Consider the following 23,186-nt stretch of genomic DNA (forward strand, 5'->3'; position numbering starts at 1 on the left):
GCTCCGGAGCACAGGGTCTCCGTGCAATGACTTGTCATCCCGAGCCCCCTTCGGCGTAAGCAACGCAGTCTGGCGGAGGCTTTCGCAATCGCCCCCAGGGGCAACCGCTGGCAAGGCTTCGCGAGCGTTGGCGCCTCAAAGCCTGACGTCGAGCCTCCTCGAAGGAATGCTCCTTTCGTGCGCGCACCATGATGACTCCGTGAAGATGCGCCCGCGCCTCGCTCGCTAGCTTGGCGCCATGCTCCTCCTCGGCCTCGCGAGCCTTCTCCACGCCACCACCGAAGCGCCCATCAGCGCCGTCACCGTCTACAGCGACAGGGCCCGCGTGGTGCGGACCGCCACCCTCACCGTCTCCGGCACCCAGCGGGTGGAGCTGCCCCGGCTGCCGGACTTCGTGGACCCCGACTCCATCCGTGTCGAGGCCCAGGGCGCCGAGGTCTCCTCGGTGGACGTGCGCCCCGCCAGCGCCCCGCCCTTCCCGCAGCAGGAGGCGCGCAAGCTGCTGGACACGCTGGACACGCTGGATGACGACCTCGCCCGCGCCGAGGCCGAGCGTGCGGCCGTGGGGCTCCAGCTCGAAGCGCTTCGCCAGGTGCAGCCGAAGGTCAACCCGTACGCCATGAACCCCGCCACCGGCGAGCGGCCGCCTTCCTCGGCCGCGACGTGGAGCGCGTCCGCCGGCTTCCTCGTCGACACCGCCGCGAAGCTGGAGGCGCGCATGCTCGAACTGGAGGACCGGGCCCTCGCGCTGAAGGACCAGCGCACGAAGCGCCTCGAGGAGGCGGGCCAGCTCGGCACGTGGCCAAAGAAGCCGGGCATCGAGGTGGCCGTCACCCTTTCCGGCACGGGGCTCACCAGGGTGCAGCTCTCGTATCTCGTCCCCGAGCGCGTCCGCTGGTACCCGCGCTACGAGCTCCAGCTCCAGCCGGAGAAGCAGCGCGTGCAGGTGGCCTTCTCCGGCCGCGTCAGCCAGGACACGGGTGAGAACTGGGAGGGCGCGAAGCTCACGCTCAGCACCGCCCTGCCCTCCACCGCCACGTCGCTGCCCCGGTTCGCCACGTGGAAGCTCGGCACCCTCGAGCGCTTCATCCCCGAGCCGCGAAGACAGGAAGAGCGCGCCAGCGCGCCCCCGCCCCTGCCCCCGAGCACACCGGAGCCGGACCTGGTGCTCTCGCTGCGCCAGCAGCTCCTCACCCGCGCGGGCAAGCCCTTCCCTTCCGAGGCCGAGGAGACGGTGTCCTCCGGGCCGTCCGCCTCCACTGCGGCGCAGTCCTCCACTTCCTCCCAGGCGTCGGCGCCACAGCCCTCCCGGAGCGTGGGCCGCGTCTTCCCCGGCACACGCGGTGGCACCATCCTGGGCACCGTCATCGACGCCCAGGACCGGAGGCCCGTCCCCGACCTCGTCGTGACCGCGACCGCCGTCAGCCTGGGGGGAGAGGAGACCGTGGTGACGGACGCGCAGGGCAACTACCGCATCCCCTTCCTGCCTCCCGGCGTCTACACCCTCCGGTTCGAGAAGGAGCAGTACCGGCCCTACGCCCGCTCCGACATCCAGCTCCGGGGCGAGAACACCCTTCGGGTGAATGTGGAGCTGCTCCCGGAGAGCCTGGGCGAGGTCGTCGAAATCATGGGCGCTCCTCCCACCGTCGACGTGGGGAGCACCAACACGGGGGTGGGCTTCTCTCTCGGCGGTCCGCCCTCCCCGAGCACCTACCGGCCCGAGCCCGTCGTGGACTCCTACGTGGGCCTCGCGCCGCCGCCCGGCTGGCAGCCTCCGCAACTGTCGGAGGACCTGCCCGCCTCGCTCGCCGGCGGCTACGACCTGGCCTTCACCGCGCCGCGTCCGGAGACGGTGCGCAGCGGCCAGGGCGAGCGCGTCGTCCCCCTGCTCATCGAGTCCTGGCCCGTGCAGGTCGAGCGTCATGTCTTCCCCGCCCTCGCGGCGGACGCCTTCCTCGTCGCCCAGCTCAAGAGCCCGTCGCGCACCGTGCTGCCGGGCGGTGACGCCTCCCTCTTCGTCGGAGCCGACCCGGCCGGCACCGCGGCGCTGAAGCTCGTCGTCCCCGGTGAGTCCTTCACCCTGCCGCTCGGCGTCGACCCCGCCGTGCGCACCGCCCGCAACGTGCGCCTGGTGCAGGCCAGTGAGGGCTTCATCTCCAAGGACGACCTCAACACGTATGAAGTCACGCTGGAGGTGCCCAATCCCTATCCGTTCCCCATGCAGGTGCGCGTGGTGGACCAGTGGCCCCTCAGCAATGACGGCAAGGTGGAGGTGAAGCTGGTGCGCACCTCGCCCGCCGCCCGCCAGGACGGGAAGAAGGGCGAGCTGCAGTGGGACCTGGTGGTGCCGCCCTCCAGCAAGAGCACCGTGTCCTTCGAATACACCCTGCGCCGCCCGCAGCACTGGCGCCTGACCCAGAGCCCGTGAGGAACCTCCCATGACCCTGCTGCCCCTGACCCTCCTGGCGCTGGTGAACACGTCCCAGGTGTCCTCCGTCGTCATCTACCCGGACCGCGCGCAGGTGACTCGCACGCGGACGGTGACGTGCACCGGCGCCACCACCGCCGTCTTCGACCACCTGCCCCAGGCGGCCTCGCGCGAGAGCTTCCGCGCCCGCGCCGCTGGCGCCACCCTGGAGGGCCTCACCGCCGACACCGTGACGCTCGAAGCCTCGCTGGAGCCCGAGCGCCAGAAGTGGGAGGCCCGCGGCCTCGAACTGGACCGCGAGCAGGAGGTGCTGGAGGCCGCTGCCGCGCGAGCCAGGGACCTGGCCCGGCTGTCCCAAGGCTTCACCAACGTGGCCGTGGACCGCGTCACGCACGAGCTCACGGGGCCGAAGCCGGACCCGCGCGCCTGGGCCACGGCCTTCGACTCGGCGCTGGCGGTGCGGCTGCGCGGCGTGAAGGAGGCACGAGACGTCGCGGAGAAGCAGCGCGTGCTCAAGCAGAAGCTGGCCGAGGTGGAGTCGGAGCTGTCGCGCCTGACAACGCTCTCCGAGCGCAGCGAGCAGCGCGTGGAGGTGCGCTTGTCATGCCCCGAGGGCACACAGGTCCCCGTGGAGCTGACGTACCTGGTGGGCGGCACGTCCTGGGCGCCGCTCTACGAGGCCCGCGCGGAAGAGGCCGCGGGAGTCGTCGAGCTGACGTCGCTGGCCACGGTGCGCCAGGCCACGGGCGAGGACTGGACGGGCGCGAAGCTCTTCCTCTCCACCGCGCTGCCGCGCCAGGACGCCACGCCGCCCGAGGTGACGCCGCTGTACGTCTCCGCCTGGAAGCAGCCGAAGGAGCGCAAGGTGCTGGTGCGACGCGACGAGCAGCAGCGGCACGCCGAGGCCGGCGATGGAGAGGCGGAGGCCGGGGGAGAGGGCCTGCGCGTCGTGTCGCAGGGTCTCTCCGTGCAGTGGGAGGCACAGGAGGCGACACGGGTGCCCGGAGACGGCAGCGCGGTGCGGGTGCGTCTGGGCCGTCACCGGCTCAAGGCGGACTTCTCGTGGCGCACGGCGCCCAAGCTCCACCCGGTGGTCTTCCGCGTGGCGCGGCTGTCCAACGCCACGCCCTTCCCGCTTCTGCCCGGCCCGGTCAGCATCTTCCGCGACACGGGCTTCCTGGGCCACCAACAGCTGGAGCGCGTGGCGAAGGGCGCTCCCTTCGAGCTCACCTTCGGACTGGAAGAGGGCCTGCGCGTGAAGCGCACCGTGGTGGAGGAGGTGCAGCGACCGAAGGGCCTCTTCAGTGGGAAGCAGCGCTTCCGCTACGTCTACCGATTCCAGCTCGCCAACGTCCGCGCGCGCGCCGAGAAGGTGGAGCTGTCCGAGCACATCCCCGTGTCCGAGCTGGACGACGTGAAGGTGGAGCTGGAGCCGGAGTCCACGGCCGGCTACACGCTCGCGGCGGAGGACGGCATCGCCACGTGGAAGGTGGCGCTGGCTCCGGGCGAGCAGCGCACCGTGGACCTCGTCTTCCACGTGGACGCGCCCTCCGACTACGACACCGGACAGCTGTAGGCGCTCGCGCTTCGGGAGCGGGCCTCACGATCCGCTCCCGTCATGACACCGCGCGGCCGCAGGGGGGGCGCCACGGGAGAGGGCTGCACGGGACGGAGCCCGCCGTCGCGACATGAACCTCCGCACGCCACCGCGCATATGGCTTGCATCCGGGCGCGTCCTCCCCGAAACGCGGGCGCAGGACCACACCCGCAGAGGTTCACCATGACGCCGTCCCCCTCCCTCCACCGACTCCGCCTCTGCGCCGTGCTCCTGCTCGGCGTCGCGTGTGCCTCCACGCCGGAACGCGGCACCGACGCCACGCCGTCGATGCAGGCTGAGTACACGGTGGCTGAAGACATCCACGTGCGCCGGCTCGCGCCTGGCGTGTGGCTCCACACGACGCTGGCGGGTGCGGACTTCGACCATTACCCCGCCAACGGGCTGCTCATCGAGGATGGAAACGAGGCGCTCCTCGTGGACATGGGGTGGAACGCGCGACACGCCGAGCAGCTCATGACCTGGGCCCGCGACACGCTGCACCGCCCGGTGCGCGCGGCCGTGGTGACACACTTCCATGAGGACCGGACGGGCGGCGTGCCCGCGCTCGTGGCCGCGGGCCTTCCCGTCTATGGGCTGGAGCAGACGGCGAAGCTCGCGAAGGCGCGCGGCAAGCCCGTGCCTCCGGACACCGTGTCCCCGTCACAGTCCCTGGGCCCGGTGGAGGTGTTCTTCCCCGGCGCGGGCCACGCGCCGGACAACATCGTGGTGTGGCACCGCGACAGCGGAGTGCTCTTCGGTGGCTGCTTCGTGAAGGACGGCGCCGCGAAGGACCTGGGCAACCTGTCGGACGCGGACGTGGCCGCCTGGCCCGCGAGCCTGGAGCGCACGCGCCAGCACTTCCCCGACGTGCGGGTGGTGGTGCCCGGCCACGGACAGCCCGGCGGGCCGGAATTGCTGACGCACACCCAGGCCCTGCTGCACTGAAACACTCCACAAGTTCCCAACAGCCGTGGCCCGGGACACCGCCCCCCCGTGCCGGGTCGTCACTGTTGGAAGCGCGCCACCGTTGGCCAGCGCACGCGCGGTGGGTCACTTCACGCTCGGTCGCCTGCCCTGATTCGTTGGACCCCTGACATCCCCTGCGTGCCGCATGACCCCATTGAATGGGCGGCGGATCGCACCGTCCCTACCGTGCCCGCAGCGAACGCGGGCCGGTGTTGGGGATGGAGGGGTGACATGAAACGGGTGGCGGCGGTGGTGGTGCTCGCGATGGGGTTGGCGGGGTGCACGGCGTCGAAACTGGAGCAGCGAAACGGTTGCTGGGTCCGTCAGGTCCGCACCTTTCCCTCTTCGCTCAAGGAAGAAGTGGGCCCCTGTGCACGGCCGACGCCCATCTGGTCCGAGGACCGGCTGACGCGGCTGGTCCAGGAGTGCGTCATGCACGCGGACTACCGCTGGCAGAGCATGGCGATGGTGGCCTGGAACCGCGGTGAGCCAATGCCGGAGCGCGAGCCCGAGGAGAAGGTGCTCGGCGCGTGCATGGCCCGCGCGGAGTCGGTGATGAACACGGAGAAGCGCGCGCTGGAGCAGCGCCTGAGCGAAGTCACCCAGGAGCGGGACACGCTGAAGGCCAGCCTCGAGAAGGACCGCTCGGAGTATCAGGCGAACCTCGACAAGGAGCGCACGCAGCACGACGCCAGCCTGGAGCGCACGCGCACGCTGCATGACGTCACCCTGGGCCATGCGATGGACCAGATGCATGACAGCAACAACCGCCTGACGGAGGTGCTGGGCGAGGCGGCGAAGAAGCCCGCGCCCTCCGCGGTGGCCACCGCCACGTCCACCTCCACCAGCGAGGGCAAGGCGAACACGCAGAGCGACTCGCTCGCGCAGGGGGATTCCACGTCGCGGGGTGACTCCACGTCGCGCGGTGACGCCGCGTCCCGGCGCAACTCCGACTCCAAGTCGCGCGGGCCCACGGTGGCGAAGCCGACGTCCAGCACGCCGCTGCCCATGTGCCCGCTGCCCTCGGCGGCGAGGCAGGCCCGGGCGAACAAGAGCACCCCAGGCCGCCCGGCCACGGACGACACCACGGCCTGCAAGGCCCCTGAGCCCTCCGAGTCCTTCGTGCCCAACCCGGCCGTGCAGTCCGTGCTCGCGACGCCGACTCCACAGGCCGTCAAGGCCCCGACGCCGCTGGAGGCCGACAGCGAGCCGCCCGACACGGCAGAGTAGGCACAGCCACCTCACGGCAACGCGGGCAGCATGGGCCCTCGTCATCCGAGCACCGGTGACGAGGGCCGTCGCATTCACGAGCTTGTCAGACACCCTGCCACCGCGGCGTCCCTGCGAACTGACGGAATCCAGAGGTGCCACGGGGCTGTCCCCGGGCTCCCGGGTCCGGGCGTGGGCGCGCTGCGCTCGTGCACCGGACAGGGTGTCCCCGGGTCCATTGCTCGCGGTGGTTCCCTCACATCGGGCCGTCCGGCCGGGCCGCCGCAAGGCCCAAGAAGGGTTCCCGGCATCCGGGGGCCTTTCAGAACTAGCTCAATTGGGAAGAGCACAAGATTCGAAATCTTGGGGTTGAAGGTTCAAATCCTTCGTTCTGATCCGATCTCCAACATCGGTCATCCACCAGGGGGTCCTGCCCGGAGCTGACGCGAACGCTGGTCCACCGCATCCACCTTTCACCGCCGTGACGCCCGGCCCTCCGCCAGGGCGACAGGGCCACCCCGAGCCGTCAGCGGGAGCCCCTGCCGCCGTCCGTGGAATGGCCAGGCCCGCGCGCGCGGAGAGGCCGGACGCGGAACGGGCACGCAGTCGGCGCTTCACGTCCGTGAAGGGTGGGGCTCTCACTTTTCAGTCGTACCCGGGCCCCGCGCGCGCAGGCGCGCAATCACGGACCCGGCTTCAAGGGCTCCCCGTCAGCGGGGAGAAGGGAGGTGCGCGATGAGCATCATGCGTGTGGATGTCGGGCAGAACGAGCGGGCGTTCGTCCTCGTGGACGAGTTGCCGACGCGCTACCTCGTGCCCGGCCGGTACTGGCTGGCCTACCCCTTCCGCAAGGCGCGGCTGGTGCGCGTGAGCACCGAGCAGCCCCTCGTCAACCTCGACACGTCGCTCCTGGCCCTCGTGCCGGAGGCGGACCTCCAGGTGGTGGAGCTCGGCGCCGACGAGCGCGCCGTCCTCTTCCACAAGGGCCGCCCCGCGAAGTGGCTCGGCCGCGGTCAGCACCAGGTGTGGACGGTGGAGCGCATCCCCGGCCGCGCCCTGGTGCCCGCCTCGCCCGCCGTGCGCGTGGAGCGCGTGGACACGTCCGGTGTCGCCACGGCCCCGCTGCGTGACGACGTGCGCGCGCTCGTGCCCGCGAGCGACTACGTGGAGGCCATCGCCGCGGAGGGCAGCGTCGTGCTGCGCTACGTGGACGGCTCCCTGGACGCGGTGCTGCCCGCCGGCCGTCACGCGGCGTGGACGGTCGCGCGCAAGGTGCAGCTCGCGGCCATCGACCTGCGTGAGCGCCTGCTCCACGTCACGGGCCAGGAGGTGATGACGAAGGACCGCGTCAGCCTGCGCCTCAACCTCTCCGCGGCCTTCCGCGTGGCGGACGCGCGCCGGCTCGCCGTGGTGGCCCGCTCGCCGGATGACATCCTCTACCTCGCCATGCAGCTCGCGGCGCGCGAGGCGGTGGCGGTGCGCACGCTGGACGAGCTGCTCGCCTCCCGTGAGGCGGTGGCCGAGTCCCTCTTCGCCGACGTGAAGGACCGCGCGGACACGGTGGGCCTGGAGCTGTTGCGCTTCGGCATCAAGGACGTGGTGCTGCCGGGTGAGATGAAGGAGCTGCTCAACCGGGTCATCCAGGCGCAGAAGGAGGCGGAGGCCAACGTCATCCTCCGCCGCGAGGAGACGGCCGCGACGCGCTCCATGGCGCAGACGGCGAAGGTGCTGGCGGAGAACCCGCTGCTGGTGCGCCTCAAGGAGCTGGAGGCGTACAAGGACCTGGCCTCCAAGGTCGGCCAGGTGCACCTGGTGCTCGGCGAGGGCGCGGTGCCCACGCTGCAGCTCAAGGGCTCCTGAGCGAAGGCTGCTCGACGAGACAACAAGGGCCTCCGGGGAACATGCCCCTGAGGCCCTTCGTGCTTCAGTGCCTCAGGTCAGCGAGAGGCTCACGGGTCCATTCGGGCCTGGAAGTCAATCCAGTTGCCCCAGATGGGCTTGGACGCGCACGAGGCCGGCTTCGCGGACCACGACAGGATGGCGCGGATGCGGATGGTGCGGCCGCTGCCCCACGCGCACGTGGCCGGCGTGTTGGTGGCCACCGCGTTGACCGAGTGGTACCAGGACGGCCCCTGCGGCGAGATGTTGTTCGTCACGTGCACGGCGCCCGGGACGGCGTACTCGTAGGTGCCGTTCAGGTCGCAGTCGAAGCAGAACAGCACGTTCTCGTTGCTGCCCGCGGGGAAGGCGCCGTAGCCGAAGTTCTGGCGAATCTCCACGTCGCACGCCGGCCGCCGCTGCTGGGGGTGCAGGCCGCAGCTGTTCATCTTCTCGTAGAAGATGTTGAAGTTGGTGGTGGTCGCCACCACGCTCTGCGTCACCGTGCCGCGACACTGACCGAACTGGGCCTCCAGCTGCGACTCCGTGGCCCCTGAGTCCACCGCGTTCTGATACGCCGTGCGCGTGCTCTCGTCACAGACCTGCGCGGACGCCATCAGCGGTGCACCCACCACGAACAGCAATGCCAACGAACGGAAGACGGACACGACAGGACGACGAGTCATGAGTGGCCCCTTTTGCGGCTCGGACAACGAGCCGATGCGCCGCCGTGAATGACGGCTTTTCGAGGCTAAACAGTCTTCACTCATATTCGCAATTGGATTTCACCATGGGTGAACCATGACTCCCGCCCGAGGACTGACTCTCGAATCAACCTCGGCTAGCTTCGCGGCCCATGACCTCCGCGAGCCACTACCTCCCCAACCTGCGCGACATCGAGTTCAACCTCTTCGAGTTCCTCGACATCGGGAACAGCTCGCTCGGCCGGGCTCCGTTTGGCGACCTGGACGAGACGGCCGCGCGGCAGATGCTCCAGACATTCGCGCAGCTGTGTACGGGTGAGCTGGCGGCGTCGTTCGACGAGTCGGAGCACAACCCGCCGAAGCTGGAGGGCGGGAAGGTGACGCTGCCGCCGGGCCTGAAGAACGCCATGGGCGCGTTCTACGAGGCGGGCATGCACCTGCTGGAGCAGCCGCCGCACCTGGGTGGCCTGGGCGCGCCGCCGTCTCTGGGCTGGGCCGCCTTCGAGCTGCTGGCGGGCGCCAACGCGGCGCTGGCCTTCTACACGCTGGGCAACCTGCTGGCGCGCATCCTCGACCGGCTGGGGACGGACGCGCAGAAGCGGCGCTTCCTGCCGCTGATGCTGGAGCGCCGCTGGCAGGGCAGCATGGTGCTCACCGAGCCGGACGCCGGCAGCGACGTGGGCGCCGCGCGCACGAAGGCGCGTCACGTGGGCGGCGAGGTCTGGGAGATTGAAGGCGTGAAGCGCTTCATCACCAACGGCGACTCGGACATGTCCGAGAACATCCTGCACATGGTGCTGGCGCGGCCGGAGGGCGCGGGGCCGGGCACCAAGGGACTGTCGCTGTTCGTGGTGCCCAAGTACTGGGTGGAGGAGGACGGCCGCCTGGGCGAGCTCAACGGCGTGGTGTGCACCAAGCTGGAGAAGAAGATGGGGCTGAAGGGCTCCGTCACCTGCGAGCTGACGTTCGGCGACGGGAAGCCCGCGCGCGGCCTGCTGCTGGGCGAGGTCCACGACGGCATGCGGCAGATGTTCTACATCATCGAGCAGGCGCGCATGGCGGTGGGCGTGAAGTCCATGGCCACGCTGTCCGCGGGCTACGAGCGCGCGCTGGCCTTCGCGAAGGACCGGCTCCAGGGCGCGGACCTGATGCAGGCGCGGGACAAGAAGGCGCCGCGCGTGCCCATCTTCCGCCACCCGGACGTGCGCCGCATGCTGATGGCGCAGAAGGCGCACGCGGAGGGCATGCGCGCGCTGTGCCTCTTCACCGCCTCCATCCAGGACGGTGTGGAGTTGAAGGGCGGCCACCGCGCCACGGAGGCTGGTGAGCTGGACGCGCTCAACGACATGCTGCTGCCGCTGGTGAAGGGCTATTGCTCGGAGAAGGCGTACGAGATGCTGGCGCTGTCGCTCCAGGTGCACGGCGGCTCGGGCTTCCTGACGGACTACCCGGTGGAGCAGTACATCCGGGACCAGAAGATCGACACGCTCTACGAGGGCACCACGCACATCCAGGCGCTCGACTTGTTGATGCGCAAGGTGGCGAAGGACGGTGGGGCGACGCTGCAGGGGCTGCTGGCGCAGGTGCGGGAGACGGCCGAGGGCGGCGGAGGCGGGAAGGAGCTGGAGGCCGAGCGCGCCGCGCTGGGCCGGGCGCTGGGGGACGTGGAGACGATGCTCGGCACGCTGATGGGGAAGCTGGGCGAGTCGCTCTACCACGTGGGCCTGCAGGGCAACCGCGTGCTGATGTCCGTGGCGGAGTTGGTCATCGGCTGGCTGCTGGTGCGGCACGCACAGGTGGCGCTGGAGCGGATGAAGAGCAACCCCGGTGACAGGGCCTTCTACGCGGGCAAGCTCGCCAGCGCGCGCTGGTACTGCCACGAGGTGCTCCCGGGCCTGGCGCACGCCGCGCGCATGGTGGAGGCGGGCACGTTGGACCTGATGGACGTGCCGGAAGAGTCGTTCTGATTCGGAGCGCGGGAAGGCGCTGCCGTCCGTCCCCGTCGGGCGGCGGACTCGTGGAATGAAGCTTCCTTCCGCTGCCCTTCGGGCGGAGGTCTCGCGGGCGGAATGAAGCTTCCTTCCGCTCCACCCACTTTCGGGCGGGGTGACTCACGGAATGAAGCTTCCTTCCGCTCCACCCACCGTCGGGCGGGGGCACTCGCGGAATGAAGCTTCCTTCCGCTCCACCCACCGTCGGGCGGGGGCACTCGCGGAATGAAGCTTCCTTCCGCCCCACCTTCGGGCGGAGGTCTCGCGGAATGAAGCTTCCTTCCGCGGCTGCCGGTCGCCGGGAGCACCTCATTCCGTGCGGGCCGCACGCGCGTCCTGGATGAGCCGGTGACGCGAACCGTCACCGCTGGCGCCCGGCCGCACCTGTGGCCTGGGGCGCACACCCCGTCGCCGGTATCTCCGCGTCCTCCCTGGGGAAGGAGCGCTGGCCCGGGGTTCGCAATGAAGGACGGGGGTGATGCTCTCCGCCCTCTCCATCGCCGCCGCCATCGCCCTCTCCTCTCCCGCCACCCAGCCCGGCGCCGTGTACGCGATGCAGCCCTTCGCGGGCCACCTCGTCGCCTGCACCACCGAGGGCCTGGAGGTGCTCACCCCGGACGGAGCGCCGGTGCACGTGTTCGGCGCGGAAGAGGGGCTGCCGGGAACCACGTGCCTCGCGCTGGAGGTCGCCGGGGAGCGACTCTTCGCCGCCACGGACGCGGGCATCGTCTCGCTCGACTCCGCCTTCCACCTGGAACCCGTGCTCGGCGTGAGCTGGCAGGCCTTGCCGCCCGCCGAAGAGGCGAGCGCCGCCGAGTACGTGGAGCGCCTGGACCTGCTCGCAAAGGTGCTGCCCCCGGACGCCACGTACACGGTGCTGACCTCGCGGTACGCGGGCACCGCCGACGGACACGTGCTGGAGCTGGGCACCGAGCGCGCCTGGAGCGTCTCCGGAGCGGTGCGGCTCATCGAGGAAGAGCGTCAGGGCGTGCAGGTGGTCGCGGGTGACGGCGCGTTCTTCATCGACACCCAGGGCCGGCTGGCCTCGCGCTGACACAGGCTCCCGGCGGGGACACACCGCCTCGGCGCACGTATGGCAGTCAGCGGGCCGGCCAGCCTCGCGCTGACGCTTGAGGGCCCACCGTCCCTGCTCGCACGAATGCAGCTCGGTGGGCAGGCAGGCATTCCCATTCGCTGCACGCCAGAGCCCTTTGGCTGCACCGGCTCGGAAGAGGCCCTGGCACGGGCGTAGAATCAGGCCGCCGTGGAAACCACCTCTCCCGCCCTGCCGTCCTCCGCCGTGACGCCGCGGCCGGTGTCCTCCGCGCCCGCGCCGTCCGCGCTGCTCCAGTGGGCGCGCCGCCTGCCGCCGCTCCTGCTCATCTGGGCCGTGCCGGGCATCATCGGCGCGAGCCAGAACTACATCTACGCCCAGGCCAAGGACCCCACCTATCCGTTCAGCCGGGCCCTGATGATGATTGTCCCGGCCTGGGAGTACTGGGCCTTCGCCACCCCGCTCATCCTCTGGCTGGGACGGCGCTGGCGACTGGAGCGTGGCGCCTGGCCCCGAAGCCTCGCGGTCCACGTGTCCACGTTCTTCGCGCTCATGCTCCCCCACGTGGTCCTCGTCCACACCGTCTCCAAGGCCTGTGGGGAGCAGTGGTACATCGACAACCCCCTGCCTCAAATCCTGCCGATGATGCTGAGCAAGTACGTCGTCACCGACCTGCTCATCTACGGCGGCATCCTCTCCGTCGGCTACGCGGTGGAGTACCACCGCCGCTACCGCGAGGGAGAGCTGGCCCAGTCGCAGCTCGAGACGCGCCTGGTCCACGCCCAGCTCGACGCCCTTCGCGCCCAGCTCCACCCGCACTTCCTCTTCAACACGCTCAACGCCATCTCCGTCCTCGTGCGCAAGCAGGACACCGCCGGCTCCATCCGCATGCTCACCGGCGTGAGCGAGCTGCTGCGCATGGCCCTCAACAACACCGGCCGGCAGCACGTCCCCTTCCACGAGGACCTCGACTTCCTGGAGCGCTACCTCGACATCGAGCAGACCCGCTTCCAGGACCGGCTCCAGGTGGTCCGCGCCATCGACCCCGCCACGCTCGGCGCGCTCGTACCCAGCCTCATCCTCCAGCCGCTGGTGGAGAACGCCATCAAGCACGGCCTCTCCGCGCGCTCCGGCGCCGGACGCGTGGAATTGCGCGCCTCGCGCGAGGGAGCGCGGCTGGTGCTGGAGGTGCTCGACGACGGCCCCGGGCTCGCACCCGGCTGGGACACCCATGACGGCTGCATCGGCGTGGCCAACGTGCGCGCCCGCATGCATCAGCTCTACGGAGACCGCCACGCCTTCACGCTGGAGAACCGCCCCGGAGGCGGCGTGCGTGCCCGCCTGGAATTGCCCTTCCAGTCCGCCTCGGCGGAGGTGCCCGTGTCATGAACGTGCCCGCCAGCATCCGCACGCTCGTCGTGGATGACGAGCCCCTGGCGCGCGAGGGCCTGCGCCTGCTGCTCGCCACGGACCCGGAGGTCAGCGTGGTGGGCGAGGCCGGCAACGGCCCGGAGGCCGTGCGCCTCATCCGCGAGCAGCGGCCCGACCTCGTCCTGCTCGACGTACAGATGCCCGAGCTCAACGGCTTCGAGGTCCTCGCCCACCTCGGGCCTGGCGAAGTGCCGGCCGTCATCTTCGTCACCGCGTACGACCGCTACGCCCTGCGCGCCTTCGACATCCACGCGCTCGACTACCTCCTCAAGCCCTTCCGGGACGACCGCTTCCACGACGCCGTGGGCCGCGCCAAGGCGCAGATTCGCCAGGCGCGCATGTCCGACTTGAGCCAGCGGCTGTTGTCCGTGCTCTCCACCTACGGCGACCGGGAAGTCACTCCGCCTCCGGGCCCTGCTCCCGTGCCCGCCGCCGCGCCGGAGCCGTGGGTGCACCGGCTCGCCATCCGCGACACGGGGCGCGTGGTGTTCCTCGACGTGGACGAAATCGAATACATCGAGGCCGCCGACTACTACGTGCAGATTCACGCGGGCGGGAAGTCGTACCTCCACCGCGAGACGATGCAGAGCCTGGAGGCGCGCCTGGACCCGGAGCGCTTCATGCGCATCCACCGCTCGGCCATCGTCAACTCGCGGCGCATCCGCGAGCTGCGCAATGAAGGGCGCAGGGACCTCGTCGTGGTGCTCACCGGCGGCGCCGAATTGCGCGTGGCCCGCAGCCACCGCGAGAAGTTCCAGCACCTGCGGTGAAGCCCGTTCGCCGCATGAGGGGGCCCGTTCGCCGCACGCCCGTCCCCACCGGCTGAACACTCCAGCGCCGCGCCCCTCCCGAGGGCACTGTGCCTCCCGTCACCCGCCACAACGGAGGCACACCCCATGCTGCGCAAGTCCCTCGTTTCCTCGTTCCTCGCTCTCGGTCTGACGTTCGTCCCCGCCATCGCCGCCGCCGGCGAGGGCGCCGAGTGCCACCAGGGCCAGCTGTCGCTCCAGACGCTCGTCGACAAGCACCTGAAGGCCGTGGGCGGCAAGGAGCGGCTCAAGGCCGCGAAGTCCTTCCAGGTCACCACCGTTACCCGCGACGGAGAGACCGTCACCACCACCACCGTGCAGCGCGCGCGTCCCAACCTCGTGCGCTACGACATGGAGAAGAACGGCACGCGGACGAGCAAGGTGTTCGACGGCCAGCAGGGCTGGATGGTGGAGGGCTCTGCGGCGCCGCAGCGGCTGGACAAGGAGAAGAGCGCGACGATGGCCGAGTACGCGGCCTTCGATGACGCCCTCCTGGACCCGAAGGCTCAGGGCGTGGCGCTGAAGCTGGACGGCGTGGAACAGGTGAACGGCGCGCCCGCACACAGGCTGGTCCTCACCCGGGGTGGCAACACGGAGGTCCGCTTCATCGACCAGCAGTCGTTCCTGGAGGTGCGCCGCACCTCCACCGGAACGCACGAGGGCAAGGCGTACAACAAGACGGCCTTCTTCTCCGACTACCGCGACGTGGACGGCATCAAGCTGAGCCACCGCGTGCAGTGGGAGGCCGACGGCAAGAAGGGCGAGAAGGTCATCCAGAGCGCCCACTACGACGCGCCCATCGAGGCCTCGGTGTTCAAGCCGGCGGCCCCGCGGAGCTGAACCGCGCCTCACGTTTCTGCGCCCGGAGGGGGCTCGGTGCTCCCTCGGGATGCGTGCACGGTGACTCGGCCCGGTCACTGTCTTCCCTCCTCCACGTCCGGCACATGGCACCTCCTTCCGTCCTCCTCCTGGCGCTCGCCGTCACCTCGGTACAGTCCGAGCCGACGTCCTCCGACCTCCCCTCGGCCATCGTCCAGCCGAAGGTCGAAGACGCGATGCTCACCCCTGTCCCGCCCGCTCCCCGGTGGGTGAAGACCTGGGACGAGGCGCTCGCCCTCGTGCGCGAGCGCTCCACGGACCTGCGCGGCGCGGAGGCCGGAGTGGAGCGCGCCAGTGGCCGCTGGCGCCAGGCCCTGTCGTCACTGCTGCCCAATGCGCGCGCACAGGCCGGCGTGGCGCATGACCTGCTCAATCCGGACGTCCCCTCGGGGGTGAACCCGGGGGCCGCGGGTGACGGCCGCACCGCCACAACGCCCGTGGGCACCCTCACCGCGACGCTGACTCAGTCGGTGGTGGACCTGAGCGCGTGGCGGGGCCTGTCCTCCACCAGGGCCGCGGAGAAGAGCGCGGTGGCGAGCCTCCAGGACGTACGCCGCCGCCTCACGCTGGGGCTGGCAAGAACGCTGGTGGCGACGGTGGCCGCCGAGCGCGCGGCGGAAATCAACCGCGTGAATCTGCGCCAGGCGTTGGAGCGCGCGGCGCTCACCCAGCGCAGCTTCGAGCTGGGCGCGGGCAACCAACTGGACGTGGTGCGCGTGAATCAGGACGTGGCGGTGGCGCGCGGCGCTCTCGTCGCGGGAGACGAGCAACTGCGCCAGGCGCGTGAGGCCCTGGGCTTCGCGCTCGGCTTCGGCCAGGCGATGGGCGTGGACCCGGCCTTCAACCTCCAGGGACTGGTGGACCAGACGCGCAAGGAATGCTCCGCGCTGGACGGCCTGGACTCTCGACCGGACCTGGTGGCGGCGAAGGCGCAGGTGGAGTCAGCACGGGAGAGCAAGCGTCAGGCGGCCGCGGGCTACCTGCCCACGCTGGGCGTTTCCAGCACCCTCTACGGCCTCACCACGTCCCCGGGCCTCGGCCACTTCGCGACCTGGAATGTCGCCGCCGTGCTGTCGGTGCCCCTCTGGGAGGGCGGCGGGCGCGAGGGGCTGGTGCGCGAGCGGGCGGGCGTGGAGACGCAGGCGGCCGCGGCGCTGGAGAGCGCCCGCCGCGACGTGGAATTGGAAGTGGCCCAGGCCCGACGCGGCGTCGATGTAGCCGAGGCCCTGGTGAAGACGGCGAGCGAGTCACGCGACCTCGCGGAGCGCACCGACCGGCTGACACGACGCGCCTTTGAAGTGGGCCGCGGCAGCAGCCTGGAGCTGGTGCAGAGCGCGTCGGCCCTGCGCCAGGCGGAGCTGACGCTGGTGCTGCGTGAGTTCGAGTCCGTCCAGGCACGCCTGGACGCATTCCTGACGGAGGCCCGGTGCGACTGGTGAAGCGGGCGCGCCCCTGGAGACACGGATGAAGACGGTGTGCGGAAGCCCGGTGCGACCGACCAAGCGGGTGCGCCCTCAGGAGACGCTGATGAAGACGGTGTGGAGCATGGCGGTGATGATGGCGGTGGCGGGATGCTCCGGGCAGAAGCCAGCCCCGGCCGCGCCGCCACCTCGTGAAATCGACGTGGTGTCGCTGGCCCCTCGCGAGGTGCGGGACACCGGCGAGTACCTCGGCTCGCTGCTGTCGCGGCAGAGCGTCACGGTGCTGCCACAGGTGGGCGGCTACGTGCGCCGCATCCACGTGCGCCCAGGCCAGCAGGTGGAGACCGGCACACCCCTGGTGGAAGTGGATGCGCGCGAGGACACGGCCGCGCTCGACAGCGCACAGGCCCAGCTCAGCTCCACCAAGGTCAATCTGGAACTGTCCCGCCGCACCCTGGCCCGCACGGAGGCGCTCAACAAGGAGGGCCTCGCGAGCGCGCAGGAACTGGAGGCCGCCCGCGCCCAGGTGGAGGCCGCCGACGCCGCGTCGCGCTCCTCCGCCGCACAGGTGACGCAGCGCCAGGTGCAGTTGCAGTTCAACGTGGTGCGCGCGCCCTTCGCCGGCACCGTGGGTGACGTGCTGGTGCGGCTGGGTGACTTCGTCAACGCCACCACGCCGCTGACCAGCGTGGCGCAGGCGGATGTGCTCGAGGTGAGCGTGTCGGTGCCCTCCTCGCGCGCCCGCTCGCTCAAGCCCGACACGGCGGTGGAAATCCTCGACGCGAAGGGGAAGGTGCTGCTCACCAGCACCGTCTTCTTCGTCGCGCCGCAGGCCGACCCGCGCACCCAGTTGGTGGAGGTGAAGGCCGCCTTCCGCAACACGGGGGGCCTGCGCCCCAACGAGATGGTGCGTGCGCGCATGGTCTACTCCGTCAGGGATGCCCTGCAGATTCCGGCGCTCGCGGTGGTGCGCCAGAGCGGCCAGCCCTTCGCGCTGGTGGTGCAGGAGAAGGACGGCAAGACGGCAGTGGAGCGCCGTCCCATCACCCTCGGTGCACTGGGTGAGATGGCCTACGTCGTGGAGAAGGGGCTGGAAGCGGGAGACCTCGTCGCCATCTCCTCCATGCAGGCACTGCGTGACGGCACTCCCGTGAAGGTGAAGGCCGCTCCGCGCGCCGAGGCCTCGGCTGGCGGCACTCCCTTCGGTAGCAGCCGCTGAGCGGAGGAACAGCTCGCCATGTTCGTCGACTTCTTCATCCGCCGGCCCGTCTTCGCCATCGTCTGCTCCATCCTGCTGACGCTGGTGGGACTCGTTGCCATTCCCTCGCTGCCCATCGCCCAGTATCCGGACCTGGCACCGCCGCAGGTGACGGTCAGCAGCACCTACGTGGGTGCCAGTGCCGAGGTGGTGGAGAGCGCCGTCACCATCCCACTGGAGCAGGAGCTCAACGGCGTGGAGGGCATGCGCTACATCACCTCCACCAGTAGCAACGATGGCACCAGCACCATCATCATCACCTTCGAGGCCTCGCGTGACATCGAGGTGGCGGCGGTGGACGTGCAGAACCGCGTCAGCCGCGCCTCCGCCCGCCTGCCCTCGCAGGTGAACCAGTCGGGCATCGTCATCAACAAGGCCTCCAGCCAGATTCTGATGTCGGTGGCCCTGTTCAGCCCGGATGAGCGCTACGACGCGAAGTTCCTCAGCAACTACGCCGACGTGAATCTCAAGGACGCCATCAAGCGCGTGCGTGGCGTGGGCGAGGTGCGCATCTTCGGTGAGCGCAAGTTCTCCATGCGCCTGTGGCTGGACCCCACGGAGCTGGCACGCCGCAAGCTCACCCCGCAGGACGTCACACGCGCCCTCCAGGAACAGAACCTCCAGGTGGCCGCAGGACAGGTGGGCCAGCCGCCCTCCAACGAGGACCAGCCCTACCAGCTCGCGGTGCGGGCGCGGGGCCGGCTCGTGGAGCCCGAGGAGTTCGGCGACATCGTCCTCATGCGCCAGAACGACGGCAAGAGCGTGCGCGTGAAGGACGTGGGCCGCGTGGAGATGGGCGCGGAGAACTACAGCTCCCTGCTGCGCTTCGGCGGCAAGGCGGCCGTTGGCCTCGCCATCTTCCAGTTGCCCACCGCCAACGCGCTCGACGTGCGTGACGGCGTCTTCGCGGAGCTGGCGAAGCTCTCTCAGCAATTTCCCCCGGGCATGCAATTCCAGACGGGCACCGACACCACGCTCGCAGTGCGTGCCACCATCCACGAGGTGCTCCGGTCGCTGGTGGAGGCGATTGCGCTCGTCATCCTCGTCATCTTCCTGTTCCTTCACGGCTGGCGCAGCGTGCTCATCACCGCCTTCACCCTCCCCGTCTCGCTGGTGGGCACCTTCGCCTTCGTCCAGTTGATGGGCTTCTCCATCAACACCCTCACCCTCTTCGGCCTCACCCTGGCCACGGGCCTGGTGGTGGACGACGCCATCGTCGTCATCGAGAACATCGAGCGGTTGATGGTGGAGCGGCACCTGACGCCCATGCAGGCCGCGCGAGAAGGCATGAAGGAGGTGGCCGGCGCGGTCATCGCCATCTCCATCGTGCTGGTGGCGGTGTTCGTCCCGGTGGCCCTCTTCCCCGGCACCACCGGCGCCATCTACCGCCAGTTCGCACTGACCATCACCGCGTCGGTGGCCCTCTCCACCTTCTGCGCCCTGACGCTCACGCCCGCGCTGTCCGCGCGGATGCTCAGGCACCAGCAGGGTGAGAAGTGGGTCTTCTTCCGCTGGGTGGACAAAACACTGGACGCGACGCGAGCCGTGTACGGCCGCGGCCTGCGCCGGCTGCTGAAGCATCCGCTCATCATCCTGGGCGCATTCCTGCTGTGCATCGGCGCCACGGTGGCGCTGTTCAAGGCGACGCCCACGGGCTTCATCCCCGACGAGGACCAGGGCTACATCATCGTCTCCGTGCAGGGGCCGGAGGGCACGTCGCTCGCCCAGACGGAGAAGGTGATGGCGGAGGTGGAGGCGGTGCTGAAGGACCAGCCGGAGGTGCGCGTCATCTTCGCCAACGGCGGATTCTCTCCCCAGGGCACCGGCCCCAACATGGCCAACATCTTCGCCGCGCTGAAGCCGTGGGAGGAACGGCGGGGGAAGGACCAGTCGGTGGCCGCGCTGGTGGAGCGACTGCGCGCGCCGCTCGGCCGCATCGGCGGGGCGCGGGTGATGCCCTTCCAGCCTCCGGCCATCCGCGGCGTGGGCACCGTGGGCGGCTTCCAGTTCGTCGTCGAGGACACGGCCGGCACCAGCTCGCTGGACCAGCTTGCCTCCGCCGTGCAGACGCTCATGGCCAGGGGCAACGAGGACAGCCAGTTGCGCGGTGTCTTCACCGGCTTCAACGCCGACACGCCGCTGCTCGACGTGGAGGTGGACCGGCAGAAGGCCAAGGCCCTGGGTGTCCCCATCGAGCAGATTTTCGGCACCATGCAGGTCTACATGGGCAGCCAGTACGTCAACGACTTCAACTACGCGAACCGCGCGTACCGCGTCTATGTGCAGGCCGAGCAGCAGTTCCGCGACAGCCCGCAGGACATCGGCGCCTTCTACGTGCGCAGCGACAGCGGGGACATGATTCCGCTGGAGTCACTGGTGAAGGTGGAGCCCACGGTGTCCGCGCAGGTCATCCGCCACTACAACCTCTTCCGCGCGGTGGAAATCAACGGCCAGGCGGCGCCGGGCGTGTCCTCCGGTCAGGCGATGGAGGCGATGGAGGCCCTCGCCGCGCAGCACCTGCCCCTGGGCATGAGCACGGAGTGGACGGGCATCAGCCTGGAGCAGAAGCAGAGCGGCGGGCAGACGATGGTCATCTTCGGCCTGGGCCTGCTCTTCGTCTTCCTGGTGCTCGCGGCGCAGTACGAGAGCTTCACCCTGCCGCTGGTCATCATCCTCTCAGTGCCGCTGGCCATCATGGGCGCGCTGGGACTCCAGTTGCTGCGCGGGTACGCCAATGACGTGTTCTGTCAGGTGGGACTCGTCATGCTGGTGGGCCTCGCCAGCAAGAACGCCATCCTCATCGTGGAGTTCGCGGAGCAGCTTCGCGAGAGCGGGAGGAATGTCGTCGACGCGGTGGTGGAGGCAGCCGAGGTGCGCCTGCGTCCCATCCTGATGACGTCGATTGCGTTCCTCCTCGGCGTGGTGCCGCTGATGACGGCGTCGGGCGCGGGCGCGGCGTCTCGCAACTCGCTGGGCACGGCGGTGTTCGGCGGGATGCTCGTGTCCACGGTGGTGAACTTCGTCTTCATCCCCGGCCTCTACGTGCTGATGCAGCGGCTGCGCGGCGAGGCCCGGCGGCCCCTCGCCGACGTGGTGGCGCCACCTGCTCCTTCACACTGAGTCAGCCAGGATGGGGGACAGCGTCCGTATGCCCCCAGGGACGGCGCCGGACCGTTTCCCTGGGACCCGGGAGCAGACGCGTGACGCACGGATGGCGGGCGGTACTGGCGGTGATGTGGGCAGGACTGGCGGCGTGTGGTGGGACGGAGCGCATCGACCCGGACGTCCCGGCGGAACCCGTGGAGCGGGCGGACTTCAACGAGAAGGCCGCCGAGGCCCTCTGCGAGCGGTTCATCCGCTGCGGGCTCATGGAGGACGCGGCGCGCTGTCGCGAGCAGCAGCTCACCCATGGCTACCCCAGCCTGTCCGGGCTCGGCACCCGGTACGACGAGGCGCTCGAGTCGGGCCGCATCCACTACAGCCCCGAGGTGGCCGGACAGTGCATCCAGCTCCTCCGGGAGGGCAGCTGTGACGAAGCGCCCATGAGCCTGCCCATGCAGGACCGGGGCATGGAGTACGACACGCGGTGCCGCTTCCTCCAGGGCCAGGTCACCGACGGCGGAGCCTGCCAGTGGAGCACCGAGTGCAGGGACGGCGCATACTGCGATGCCACGGTCACCAGCTGTGGCGGCGTGTGCAGGCGAGGCACCCCCGCGGAGCCCGTCACCGCGTTCGACGGGTGCGCGCCGGGCACCGTCCTCACCAGAGGCAAGTGCCTCACGCCCGGTGGCGAGGGGACGCCCTGCGGAGGGGTGAACGGTGAGGCGGTGGGCGTCTGCGGCCAGGGCCTGTGGTGTGACTCCTACGCCGTCGGCACGTGCAGACGCGTGAGCACCGAGGGTGGGGCGTGTGAAGACTTCCGGTTCGACCAGTGCGGCTGGTCCCTGTACTGCCGCGACGGCCGCTGCCAGAAGCCCCGGGGCGAGGGCGCGCCCTGTGAAGCCCCCAGCTTCGGCCGCTTCGGCACCCAGGAGTGCCGTGACGAGCTGTTCTGCGACGCGGAGGAGGGCGGGTCCGGCAGCTGCCGCCCGAAGCTCACGGCGGGCGCGGCGTGCCGCAACGCCTTCGAGTGCGAGGACAGCATGGACTGCCCCGGCGCGAAGCCCCAGGAGGGCGTGCGGGGCACGTGCCGGCCCAATCCCCGCCTGGGTGAGCCCTGCGCGGAGCGGTTCTGCTCCGCGGGCCTCATCTGCTCCTCCACCACCCAGACGTGCATCCGCACCGTGCGCCTGGGCGAGCCGTGCGAGGACGCGGAGGCCTGCCACTTCTCCGGCACCTGCGTGGACGGCACCTGCCAGCCCGTGGGCGCGCGGTCCTGCAACTGAGGACCGCGCCGGGCGCCCTGCTCAGCCCGCCTTCGGCGCCGAGCCCCGCGCCGTCAGCTCGCGCTCCACGTACAGCCGCAGGATGTGCATGAAGTCCTGCGCGTTCGTCACCACGCCGAAGGCCTGGTGCGTGCCACGGTCCTTCAGCTTGCTCACCACGAACTCGGACGAGTCCACGCAGATGGTGGGCAGCTCGCGCAGGGAGCCGTCCTTCTCCACCACGAAGGCCGGCAACATGTTGCCGGTGGCGATGGCGTGCAGCGCGGTGGCAATCAGCACCGACATGGTGGCCTTCACCGCGTGACGGCGCATGGCGTCCTGCGCGGCCAGGTTGTCGGTGACGACATCCGGCAGCGGCCCGTCGTCGCGGATGGAGCCCGTCAACACGAACGGAACCTTGTGCACCACGCACGCGTGCATGATGCCGTTGGTAATCACCCCTGACTCCACCGCCTTCGCAATCGAGCCCGCCGCGCGCACCTTGTTGATGGCGCGCATGTGCAGGCCATGCCCGCCGGACGTGGCCTCGCCCGAGCCGCTCATGCCCAGCGTGGTGCCGAAGATGGACGCCTCGATGTCATGCACCGCCACCGCGTTGCCCGCCAGGAGCGCGCCCACGAAGCCGTTGGCGATGAACCACGTCATGTCCGCGCGCGCCCGCGAGTGCACCAGCGCCGGCCCCGTCACCCACACCGGGTAGCCACCGCGCTCGCGCTCCTCCACCAGGAGCCGCGCCATGTGCCCGTAGTCGATGGGCTTCTCGCGCGACACCTCGCTCGTCATGAACTTGAACTCTCCCTCACCACCCTCGGTGAGGTAGGCCATGTTCACGTACACGCCCTGGCTGCCGTCCTCCGCGTGGCCCACCACCACGCGCTCGCCCGCGCGCACGCGCCGGCCCTCGCGCGCCCACAACTCTCCCTGTGCGTCCAGCACGAGCGCGCAGTCCATGCGAGGCTCGCGCGGCATGCGCCAGGCGCCGCCCACGCGCACGTAGGTGGGGAGGTTGGTGGTGGAGAAGAAGCCCTCCGGCAGGACGCCGTCCGCGGGCGCCGGCTGGAAGCGCGCGTCCGGACACTGGGCGAAGCGCGCGGCCGTGAAGTCGGGATGGGGAATGGTGCTCACCCCGGCACCATGCGCGGACCCACCCATCCTGTTCAAGTCTCTTGGCGTAGA

The 23,186-nt window shown here is 70.3% G+C and carries 16 protein-coding genes and 1 tRNA gene; 15 read left to right on the top strand and 2 right to left on the bottom strand.

The window, feature by feature from the left end; genetic code table 11:
- Positions 1-238 precede the first annotated feature (238 nt).
- From OV427_RS17500 to OV427_RS17525, 6 genes are all read left to right on the top strand, one after another.
- Positions 239-2,428, top strand: a complete 2,190-nt coding sequence (locus tag OV427_RS17500; protein WP_267857264.1) for a mucoidy inhibitor MuiA family protein — start codon at positions 239-241, stop codon at positions 2,426-2,428.
- A 10-nt stretch (positions 2,429-2,438) separates the two neighbouring features.
- The gene (locus OV427_RS17505) at positions 2,439-4,004 is read left to right on the top strand and encodes a mucoidy inhibitor MuiA family protein (protein WP_267857265.1); all 1,566 of its coding nucleotides are present in this window, start codon (positions 2,439-2,441) and stop codon (positions 4,002-4,004) included.
- A 204-nt stretch (positions 4,005-4,208) separates the two neighbouring features.
- Positions 4,209-4,970, top strand: a complete 762-nt coding sequence (gene bla, locus OV427_RS17510) for a subclass B1 metallo-beta-lactamase (RefSeq protein ID WP_267857266.1) — start codon at positions 4,209-4,211, stop codon at positions 4,968-4,970.
- A gap of 252 nt (positions 4,971-5,222) precedes the next feature.
- Complete coding sequence (locus OV427_RS17515) at positions 5,223-6,221, top strand: hypothetical protein (protein ID WP_267857267.1); 999 nt, start codon at positions 5,223-5,225, stop codon at positions 6,219-6,221.
- A 301-nt stretch (positions 6,222-6,522) separates the two neighbouring features.
- Positions 6,523-6,596: transfer RNA gene (locus OV427_RS17520), tRNA-Ser, on the top strand.
- A 339-nt stretch (positions 6,597-6,935) separates the two neighbouring features.
- On the top strand, positions 6,936-8,060 hold the full coding sequence (locus OV427_RS17525; protein ID WP_267857268.1) for a slipin family protein: 1,125 nt from the start codon (positions 6,936-6,938) through the stop codon (positions 8,058-8,060).
- Positions 8,061-8,149: 89 nt separating this feature from the next.
- Here the strand turns inward: OV427_RS17525 and OV427_RS17530 are convergent, their stop codons facing one another.
- Positions 8,150-8,764: a hypothetical protein gene (locus OV427_RS17530; RefSeq protein ID WP_267857269.1), complete on the bottom strand. Its 615-nt coding sequence runs from the start codon at positions 8,762-8,764 to the stop codon at positions 8,150-8,152.
- 170 nt (positions 8,765-8,934) lie between these two features.
- Between OV427_RS17530 and OV427_RS17535 the strand changes: the two genes are divergently transcribed.
- From OV427_RS17535 to OV427_RS17575, 9 genes are all read left to right on the top strand, one after another.
- Positions 8,935-10,749 carry an acyl-CoA dehydrogenase gene (locus tag OV427_RS17535; RefSeq protein ID WP_267857270.1) on the top strand — a complete coding sequence of 605 codons (1,815 nt, stop codon included), beginning with the start codon at positions 8,935-8,937 and terminating at the stop codon, positions 10,747-10,749.
- Positions 10,750-11,251: 502 nt separating this feature from the next.
- Entirely contained in the window at positions 11,252-11,827 is a 576-nt protein-coding gene (locus OV427_RS17540; RefSeq protein WP_267857271.1) for a hypothetical protein, read from the top strand.
- Between the two features lie 210 nt (positions 11,828-12,037).
- Complete coding sequence (locus tag OV427_RS17545; RefSeq protein WP_267857272.1) at positions 12,038-13,216, top strand: sensor histidine kinase; 1,179 nt, start codon at positions 12,038-12,040, stop codon at positions 13,214-13,216.
- The gene (locus OV427_RS17550; RefSeq protein WP_267857273.1) at positions 13,213-14,028 is read left to right on the top strand and encodes a LytR/AlgR family response regulator transcription factor; all 816 of its coding nucleotides are present in this window, start codon (positions 13,213-13,215) and stop codon (positions 14,026-14,028) included. The genes OV427_RS17545 and OV427_RS17550 overlap by 4 nt, the downstream gene beginning before the upstream one ends.
- Positions 14,029-14,154: 126 nt before the next feature.
- The gene (locus tag OV427_RS17555) at positions 14,155-14,907 is read left to right on the top strand and encodes a hypothetical protein (RefSeq protein WP_267857274.1); all 753 of its coding nucleotides are present in this window, start codon (positions 14,155-14,157) and stop codon (positions 14,905-14,907) included.
- 104 nt (positions 14,908-15,011) lie between these two features.
- A complete protein-coding gene (locus tag OV427_RS17560; protein WP_267857275.1) occupies positions 15,012-16,385 on the top strand; it encodes a TolC family protein in 1,374 nt (457 codons plus the stop codon).
- Between the two features lie 88 nt (positions 16,386-16,473).
- A complete protein-coding gene (locus OV427_RS17565) occupies positions 16,474-17,586 on the top strand; it encodes an efflux RND transporter periplasmic adaptor subunit (protein ID WP_267863439.1) in 1,113 nt (370 codons plus the stop codon).
- 18 nt (positions 17,587-17,604) lie between these two features.
- Entirely contained in the window at positions 17,605-20,745 is a 3,141-nt protein-coding gene (locus OV427_RS17570; RefSeq protein ID WP_267857276.1) for an efflux RND transporter permease subunit, read from the top strand.
- Between the two features lie 80 nt (positions 20,746-20,825).
- On the top strand, positions 20,826-22,010 hold the full coding sequence (locus tag OV427_RS17575) for a hypothetical protein (protein ID WP_267857277.1): 1,185 nt from the start codon (positions 20,826-20,828) through the stop codon (positions 22,008-22,010).
- A gap of 21 nt (positions 22,011-22,031) precedes the next feature.
- Here the strand turns inward: OV427_RS17575 and OV427_RS17580 are convergent, their stop codons facing one another.
- Entirely contained in the window at positions 22,032-23,135 is a 1,104-nt protein-coding gene (locus tag OV427_RS17580; RefSeq protein WP_267857278.1) for a hypothetical protein, read from the bottom strand.
- Positions 23,136-23,186 lie beyond the last annotated feature (51 nt).

The organism is Pyxidicoccus sp. MSG2, from assembly GCF_026626705.1.
Taxonomy (GTDB): Bacteria; Myxococcota; Myxococcia; order Myxococcales; family Myxococcaceae; genus Myxococcus.

Bases quoted from the DNA above. Each gene is read 5' to 3' on its own strand.
- bla (WP_267857266.1), top strand. From the start codon at position 4,209: ATGACGCCGTCCCCCTCCCTCCACCGACTCCGCCTCTGCGCCGTGCTC.
- OV427_RS17515 (WP_267857267.1), top strand. From the start codon at position 5,223: ATGAAACGGGTGGCGGCGGTGGTGGTGCTCGCGATGGGGTTGGCGGGG.
- OV427_RS17550 (WP_267857273.1), top strand. From the start codon at position 13,213: ATGAACGTGCCCGCCAGCATCCGCACGCTCGTCGTGGATGACGAGCCC.
- OV427_RS17500 (WP_267857264.1), top strand. From the start codon at position 239: ATGCTCCTCCTCGGCCTCGCGAGCCTTCTCCACGCCACCACCGAAGCG.
- OV427_RS17505 (WP_267857265.1), top strand. From the start codon at position 2,439: ATGACCCTGCTGCCCCTGACCCTCCTGGCGCTGGTGAACACGTCCCAG.
- OV427_RS17530 (WP_267857269.1), bottom strand. From the start codon at position 8,764: ATGACTCGTCGTCCTGTCGTGTCCGTCTTCCGTTCGTTGGCATTGCTG.
- OV427_RS17565 (WP_267863439.1), top strand. From the start codon at position 16,474: ATGAAGACGGTGTGGAGCATGGCGGTGATGATGGCGGTGGCGGGATGC.
- OV427_RS17535 (WP_267857270.1), top strand. From the start codon at position 8,935: ATGACCTCCGCGAGCCACTACCTCCCCAACCTGCGCGACATCGAGTTC.
- OV427_RS17570 (WP_267857276.1), top strand. From the start codon at position 17,605: ATGTTCGTCGACTTCTTCATCCGCCGGCCCGTCTTCGCCATCGTCTGC.
- OV427_RS17555 (WP_267857274.1), top strand. From the start codon at position 14,155: ATGCTGCGCAAGTCCCTCGTTTCCTCGTTCCTCGCTCTCGGTCTGACG.
- OV427_RS17560 (WP_267857275.1), top strand. From the start codon at position 15,012: ATGGCACCTCCTTCCGTCCTCCTCCTGGCGCTCGCCGTCACCTCGGTA.
- OV427_RS17525 (WP_267857268.1), top strand. From the start codon at position 6,936: ATGAGCATCATGCGTGTGGATGTCGGGCAGAACGAGCGGGCGTTCGTC.
- OV427_RS17540 (WP_267857271.1), top strand. From the start codon at position 11,252: ATGCTCTCCGCCCTCTCCATCGCCGCCGCCATCGCCCTCTCCTCTCCC.